General features: G+C 60.2%; 7 protein-coding genes. 3 read left to right on the top strand and 4 right to left on the bottom strand.

All coding sequences use genetic code 11. The features are described from left to right. Positions 1-127: 127 nt before the first annotated feature. Both Q1V60_RS22095 and Q1V60_RS22090 read right to left on the bottom strand, forming a co-directional pair. Entirely contained in the window at positions 128-1,474 is a 1,347-nt protein-coding gene (locus Q1V60_RS22095) for a glutamine synthetase family protein (protein WP_300634812.1), read from the bottom strand. Positions 1,475-1,485: 11 nt separating this feature from the next. Further along, positions 1,486-2,043 carry an XRE family transcriptional regulator gene (locus tag Q1V60_RS22090; protein ID WP_300634810.1) on the bottom strand — a complete coding sequence of 186 codons (558 nt, stop codon included), beginning with the start codon at positions 2,041-2,043 and terminating at the stop codon, positions 1,486-1,488. A gap of 684 nt (positions 2,044-2,727) precedes the next feature. On the opposite strand from Q1V60_RS22090, the gene Q1V60_RS22085 reads away from it, so the two are divergent. The 3 genes from Q1V60_RS22085 to Q1V60_RS22075 all read left to right on the top strand — a co-directional run bounded on the left by Q1V60_RS22085 (position 2,728) and on the right by Q1V60_RS22075 (position 5,055). Continuing rightward, positions 2,728-3,186 carry a transposase gene (locus Q1V60_RS22085; RefSeq protein ID WP_300634808.1) on the top strand — a complete coding sequence of 153 codons (459 nt, stop codon included), beginning with the start codon at positions 2,728-2,730 and terminating at the stop codon, positions 3,184-3,186. 278 nt (positions 3,187-3,464) lie between these two features. After that, entirely contained in the window at positions 3,465-3,773 is a 309-nt protein-coding gene (locus tag Q1V60_RS22080; protein ID WP_300634806.1) for an RcnB family protein, read from the top strand. Between the two features lie 88 nt (positions 3,774-3,861). After that, complete coding sequence (locus Q1V60_RS22075) at positions 3,862-5,055, top strand: MFS transporter (RefSeq protein WP_300634804.1); 1,194 nt, start codon at positions 3,862-3,864, stop codon at positions 5,053-5,055. Here Q1V60_RS22075 and Q1V60_RS22070 read toward each other — a convergent pair. Both Q1V60_RS22070 and Q1V60_RS22065 read right to left on the bottom strand, forming a co-directional pair. Then, complete coding sequence (locus tag Q1V60_RS22070; protein ID WP_124366563.1) at positions 5,018-5,290, bottom strand: DUF1652 domain-containing protein; 273 nt, start codon at positions 5,288-5,290, stop codon at positions 5,018-5,020. The two genes, Q1V60_RS22075 and Q1V60_RS22070, sit on opposite strands and share 38 nt — an antisense overlap. A gap of 102 nt (positions 5,291-5,392) precedes the next feature. Further along, entirely contained in the window at positions 5,393-6,889 is a 1,497-nt protein-coding gene (locus Q1V60_RS22065; RefSeq protein WP_300634801.1) for a helix-turn-helix transcriptional regulator, read from the bottom strand. Positions 6,890-6,926 lie beyond the last annotated feature (37 nt).

Raw genomic sequence — 6,926 nt, 5'->3', positions numbered from 1 at the left:
AGTCGGTGCGGTTGCGGGTGCTGTGGGATTACGTGGTGGAGCTGTGCGCGCGGGAGCAGGCGTTGCTGCTCGGCGAATCCGGCTGACACGCACGGTAAGGGAAACCCGCCCCAGACGGGGCCCTTGGCTAGAGAAACCAGCGATATTCCCGCGCATGAATCTCCTGCTGGAACGCCAGGTGATCCTGGCGCTTGTTTTCGCAATACACGTCGACGAATTCCGCGCCCAGCGTGTCGCGAAGAACCGGCTGATGTTGCATGGCGCGCACGGCGTCGAGCATTTCCACGGGAAAATCGGCGCCACTGGCGCGGTCTTCGTTCAACGGCGCGATGGGCTCCTGTTTGGCTTCAAGGCCATGCTCCAAACCGGCAAGGATCGCCGCCAATACCAGGTACGGGTTGGCGTCGGCGCTGGCCAGGCGATGCTCGATACGCAGGTTACGCGGGTCGGACTCGGGGATGCGCACGCAGGCATCACGGTCTTCAAAGCCCCAGCTGGCGCGAGTGGCGGCGTTGACCGTACCGCCGAGGCGGCGCAACGCGTTGTGGTTTGGCGCGAAGATCGGCATGCAATGGGGCAGCAACGCCAGGCAACCGGCCACGGCGTGGCGCAGCGGTTGCTGCTGGTGCGCGGCCAGCACATTGTTGCCCGCGCCGTCATACAGGCTCACATGCACGTGCATGCCGCTGCCGGGAAATTGCAGATAGGGCTTGGCCATGAAGCTGGCGCGGTAGCCGTGTTTGAGTGCCACGCCGCGCGTGCTGCGGCAGAACAGGGCGGCCCAGTCGGCGGCGCGCAGGGCGTCGTCCGAATGGCCGAAATTGATTTCGAACTGGCCCGGGCCGATTTCGGCGGTGATCACCGTGATATCGATGCCTTGAGCCTTGGCGGTTTGCGCCATGTCGTCCAGCACGTCGCTGAAGCGCGACAGCCGTTCGATATGCAGGGTGGGCTGGTCGTCGGCATCATCGCTCAGCGGGTCGCGGGGGAATTGCGGCAGGCCTTTGTCGAGCTTTTTATCGAACAGGTAGAACTCCAGCTCAAACGCCACGACGGGGTGAATGCCTTTGTGATGCAGACGCTTGAGCACCTTGGCCAACACTTCGCGGGGTTCGAATTCGATCGGCGCCTCGGTGCCGTCGGAGGTGATCAGCATCTGCCCCAGCGGCTGCGACTCCCAGCTCACTGGTTTGAGCGTACCCGGCACCAGACGCCGATTGGCGTCCGGGTCACCGTCGTTGAAGCAATAGTCGCCAATCTTGAACAGGCCGCCCTGGGCCCCCAGCAACACGGCGTTCTGCGGCAGCTTCAAGGGGCTGCCGGCGGCGACTTTTTCGAGCATCTCCACCGGGTAGCGCTTGCCGTAGAAATGCCCCGGAAGGTCCAGGGCGATCAGATCGACGTAGCGCACCTCGGGGTGGTTCTGGCGGAAGGTCCGTACTTCGGCCAGCAACGTTGCACATTGGCTTTTCACGGGGGCAGCTCCTAGTTGTAAACCCATAACACGCGGGCGGGCAGGTCGGTCAGGTTGGCGTAGCGGCAGTGGGCGAAACTGGCGAGATGGAAGCTGTCGCCAGGGCCGAGAGTGACCGCATCGGCTTCACCTTCAACCCACAGCGTCAACTCACCCTCGAGTACAAAACCGGCCTGTTCGGCACGGTCGCTCATGGCCTGCTCACCACTGTTGGCGCCGGGTGCCAACAGGCTGTCGAGCATCGAAAACGCGCCGTTCATGCGGGGCGAGACGAGGATGTCGGTGATGCCGTTGGCGTAGTACACCGTGCGCCGCTCGTTGGGCCGCGTGACCCAGTCTACCGCCTTGGGTTTGGGCAGGCTGTAGAAGTAAGTGGTAGGGACGTCGAGGGCGTGACTGATGGCGGTCAGGTCGGCCACGGTCGGGCGCGACAGGCCACGTTCCACTTGAGACAGGAACCCCACCGAACGCTCGATCTTGTGCGCCAATTGCGCCAGGGTGAGTTTCTTGTGCTTGCGCAAGTCGTGGATCAGGGCGGCGAGGGTGGCGAGTTCTTCTTGGGGCGTCATGAACTTTAATTCGAATAATTTCATGAAAAATTACAGGATTAATTTCATGGAAGCAATGAGCGCGAAGGTTTGTGGCGAGGGAGCTTGCTCCCGCTGGGCAGCAAAGCTGCCCCAACCGGTTCACCGCGTTCGTCCAAGTGTCCCTCGGCCGGGCTTTTGGGGCTGCTGCGCAGCCCAGCGGGAGCAAGCTCCCTCGCCACAGGGGAGTGGGAGCACAGGAGTCACAGGGGAGTGGGACCCAAGAGCCACAGGGGAGTGGGAGACAGGAGTCACAGGGGAGTGGGACCTAAGAGCCACAGGGGAGTGGGAGACAGGAGTCACAGGGGAGTGGGACCCAAGAGCCACAGGGGAGTGGGACACAGGAGTCACAGGGGAGTGGGACCCAAGAGCCACAGGGGAGTGGGAGACAGGAGTCACAGGGGAGTGGGACGCAGGAGCCACAGGGGAGTGGGACGCAGGAGCCACAGGGGAGTGGGGGCACAGGAGTCACAGGGGAGTGGGACCCAAGAGCCACAGGGGAGTGGGACACAGGAGTCACAGGGGAGTGGGACACAGGAGCCACAGGGGGTAGGACACAGGAGCCAAAGGGGAGTGGGGACACAGGATGAAATTGAATCGAGGGGCAGCCCTTCTCAGGCTTGCTAGGTTGAATGGGTTATCCATTCAATCAAGGGGAGCAAAGGAATGCTTCGAAGGCCCAATTCTCACGTGCTACGACGTGGCCGTTATTCGGAAGCAGGTCGCGTGTACCTGGTGACGGCGGTGGTTTATCAGCGGCGTCCGATTTTTGCTGAACTGTCTGTGGGGCGGTTATTGGTCGCAGAGCTCAAACGCGCCCATGATTCCGGTCTGGTTGCTTCGTTGGCCTGGGTCATCATGCCGGACCACCTTCACTGGATGTTCGAGCTGCGCGATGCAACGTTGCCGCAGGTAATGCGGCAAGTGAAGTCACGCAGCACGCTGGCCATCAACCACGCCGGTCATACGAAGGGAGCGTTCTGGCAGCACGGATACCATGATCGCGCGGCGCGAGCCGAAGAAGACCTTTTAAAGATCGCACGCTACATCATTGCCAATCCATTGCGCGCTGGACTGGTCGAGCATATCGGCAACTACTCGCTCTGGGATGCAGCCTGGTTATAAATTCCGCCTGTGATTACAGGATTAATTTCACGGAATCAATGAGCGCGAAGGTTTGTGGCGAGGGAGCTTGCTCCCGCTGGGCAGCAACGCTGCCCCAACCGGTTCACCGCGTTCGTCCAGGTGTTCCTCGGCCGGGCTTTTGGGGCTGCTGCGCAGTCCAGCGGGAGCAAGATCCCTCGCCACAGGGTTATTGAGGCAGCGGTTGGTGTTTTGACGTGAATGATTCCACGTCGCCGCGGTCGGAACCTGTGTACGTCCCCTGAATTGAAGGAACACCCATGAAGTCTAAATCTCTCTTTGCCTGTGTTGTGGTTGCGGCGAGTCTGTCTACCGCCAGTTTTGTGGTGCAGGCCGGTGATACGCCTCAGGAAACCGTGCAGCCTTCCAGCATCAATACCCGTGACTTGAAAGAAGGCGATCGCGCCCCGGATATGCTGATGCGCAAGGAGTCGGCTGTGCGCGACTGGAAAAAACGTGGCCTCCAGAAGCCCGAGGACGAAAGCCAGTGGACGCGGGTGGACGACAGATATGTGCTGCTCAAGACCACCAACGGCACCATCCTTGAGATCACGCCAGTCAAGAAATAATCCTGCCGAGCTACCTGCTCGTGTCACGTTTCTTACGTTAAGGTAACCGACCGCAATGGTCGCGTTACCTTCAAAGAAAGAGAGCAGGATGCTTGCCACAATAAGAACTTATCCCCGCACGGTGAACCTGTTGCTGTCCGCCACGTTGCTGCTGACGTTGGCCAAGGCGATCACCTTTCCGTACCTGGTGATCTACCTCACCAGCCACTTTGCCCTCGACATCAGTCAGGTCGGCCTGGTGATCGGCAGTTCGCTGATCGTCGGCTCGTTGCTCAGCGTGTATGGCGGGTTTCTCGTCGACCGCGTCAACAGTTACCGCTTGCTGCTCGGTTTGAGCCTGGTGTTTGTGCTGGGCTTTATCGGTACGGTACTGGCGCAGAATATCTGGGCGTTCTACAGCTGCCTGATCCTGATCAACCTGGCCTATGCGGTGATTGATATTGCGATCAAGGCCGGTTTCGCCAGTTTGCTGCCCGAAGATGGGCGCAGCGAAGTGTTCTCGATCAAATATACGCTGACCAATATCGGCTACGCCGTGGGGCCGTTTTTTGGCGCGATGGTGGCCAAGGCGGATATCAGCCTGCCGTTTATTTTGTCGGCACTGTTGGGGGCGGGGTTTTTCCTGCTGTATTGGCGGTGGGGTGACCGCACGCTGGCCACTGTTGACGCCGCGCAAAAGCCGGTGTCGTTCCTCGCCGTGGGCCGCGTGCTGCTCAAGGACCAACGCCTGGTGTGCTTCACCTTTGGCGGCCTGCTCAGTGCCGTGGTGTTCGGCCAATTCACGGCCTACCTGTCGCAGTACCTGGTGACCACCACCACGGCTGAATACACCTACACCGTGATCAGTGCCGTGCTCACCACCAACGCCGTGCTGGTGATTGCCTTGCAGTACCTGATTGGTCGGCGCATCTCGCACCGTCACCTGAGCCAGTGGCTGATCGCGGGTTTGAGCATGTTCATGCTGGGGTTGATCGGCTTTGCGCTGTCCACCAGCGTGGTGGGGTGGGTGTTGGCGATGGCGGTGTTCACCGTGGGGGAGATCATCGTGTTCCCGGCCGAGTACATGTTTATCGACCGAATCGCTCCCGACGCGTTGCGGGGTATGTATTACGGCGCGCAGAACCTGTCCAATCTCGGCGCCGCATTGGGGCCGGTGTTATGCGGGCTGGTACTGGCCAGCCTGCCGGCGCATTACATGTTTTATATGCTCGGGGCGTTTATCGTGGGTGGTGGGGTGTTCTATTTCATTGGGGCGAGGCTGAAGGCAAGTCATCCAGCGTGAGTTTGCCGACGTTGTTGCTTTGCAGCTCGTAGCGCAACTCGTCCACCATTTTCGCCACTTCCTCCGGGGTCTGCAGCCGGTTGGTGCTGATTCCGGTGACCACGAGATCAACCCGGCCGGTTTCGGCGTCGAATACTTTGAGGGTCAAGGACGCATCCCGGCACAGGGTGAATTCGCAGGTCAGTGGTGACAGGCCTTCTTCGATGCAGTTTCGCAGTTGAGAGAGGGTAAACATGCAGGTTCCTTCAAGGCACAGATACGATGCCTTGAAGGTTATTGATTGCCGCGCCGCCTCATAAGGCGAATTCGCACTAACCGCACTAGTGCATTTGCACTCTCAACGCGTGTTTTTCAACCGCAGTTCCCCGGAAAACAACCCGCGTTCTCGGGCCCAAACGATGGCCGTACTGCGGCTGTGCACCCCCAGTTTCGAGTACACCGTCGCCACATGGTTGCGCACGGTATTGGGCGCCAGCTTAAGACGCGAGGCGATCTCCTTGTCGGCCAGACCCTCGCAGATCAAACCCAGCACGTCGCGCTCCCGGGCCGTGAGGTCCGTGAAGGAAACGTTCGGCAGGTTGGGGCTGTTGACGCTTTTGGCATTGGCCAGTTTTTCGATCAGGGTCTGGCTGAACCAGGAAGCGTCCTGCATGACTTCCTCAATGGCCGCGACCAGTTCCAGCTCCGAGCGTTTGCGTTCGGTAATGTTCATGAACACCAGCAGGTAGCAGGGTATGTCCTGGATGATCACGGTATCGGCGGACACCGCGCAGTCGATCACTTCGTTGCCTTTTTTGCGCACCTTGAGGTCATGGCCTTCCACGTTTCCGGCTTTTTCCAAGGTGGCGAACAGCTGGGCGCCGGCTTGGGGGCTGTCGATGAAGTCGATGTCTTCGATGGATTTGCCGATCAGTTCTTCACTGATATAGCCCGAGATACTCATGAAGGCTTCGTTGATATCCACCACTTGGCGATTGGCGGCGTTGCACACCAGCGTCGGCACCGGCGTCAGGCGGAAGGACTTGGCGAAGCGTTCTTCACTCTGGCGCAGGGCGATTTCCGCTTTGCGTCGCGGCTCCAGGTCCATGAACGAAAACAGCATGCAGTCTTCTTCGTTCATGTCCAGGGGCTGGCCGGCGACCACCACCAGCTTGCTGCCGCCTCCGGGCAGCTTGAGCTCGGCCTGCATCTGGGGAATGGTCGAGCCTTGCCCCAGCCGCTCGATGGCCAGCTCCTTGCGCTCGGCGTGCTCGAGCACGTCGAGTTCATACACGGATTTGCCGATCACCTGGTCGCGGTTGTAGCCGGTCATCTCCAGGAAGCCCTGATTGACCTTGATGTAGCGCAGGTCGCTGAGGCGGCAGATCACTGCGGGCGCGGGGTTGGCATTGAAGGTTTTCTCGAAACGCTGTTCGGCGCTGGCCCACTCGGTGGCATCGCTGAGAATCAGCACCAGCAGTTCCGGGTCGCCGTTGGAGTCGGTGATAACCAGGCTGCGCAGGCGGTGAACCCAGGTCTTTTCTTCATCGGTCGTGGGAATGACTTCCACGATCACGTCGCTGAACTCATCCCCCGCCGCAGCGCGAGCCAGGGGGTAGCTATCCAGCTGCAACGGGTGGTTATTGCGGTAACGCAAGGTGAAGCGTTCGGCATATTCCTGCCCGCTGGCGCCCAGCCCCATGACGTCGGTCACGCCGTGCATGGCCAGTGCGGCTTCGTTGGCCCAGAGGATGGTCTGGTCGACCTCGGCCAGGATCACGCCGTCGGACAGCCCGGAGATGATCTGTTGCAGTTGGCGGCGGTTGGTTTCTTTGGCAAGAACATCCTGTGTCATAAGTTCTCCAAGGGTGTGGACGCATGGATTTACGACA

The organism is Pseudomonas sp., assembly GCF_030147005.1.
GTDB lineage: Bacteria > Pseudomonadota > Gammaproteobacteria > Pseudomonadales > Pseudomonadaceae > Aquipseudomonas.
The sequence above is the reverse complement of the archived record's forward strand: the minus strand, read 5'-3'. Positions and strand labels throughout refer to the sequence as shown.

Coding starts and splice junctions, on each gene's coding strand:
- Q1V60_RS22090 (WP_300634810.1), bottom strand. CDS start 2,043: ATGACGCCCCAAGAAGAACTCGCCACCCTCGCCGCCCTGATCCACGAC.
- Q1V60_RS22085 (WP_300634808.1), top strand. CDS start 2,728: ATGCTTCGAAGGCCCAATTCTCACGTGCTACGACGTGGCCGTTATTCG.
- Q1V60_RS22080 (WP_300634806.1), top strand. CDS start 3,465: ATGAAGTCTAAATCTCTCTTTGCCTGTGTTGTGGTTGCGGCGAGTCTG.
- Q1V60_RS22075 (WP_300634804.1), top strand. CDS start 3,862: ATGCTTGCCACAATAAGAACTTATCCCCGCACGGTGAACCTGTTGCTG.
- Q1V60_RS22070 (WP_124366563.1), bottom strand. CDS start 5,290: ATGTTTACCCTCTCTCAACTGCGAAACTGCATCGAAGAAGGCCTGTCA.
- Q1V60_RS22065 (WP_300634801.1), bottom strand. CDS start 6,889: ATGACACAGGATGTTCTTGCCAAAGAAACCAACCGCCGCCAACTGCAA.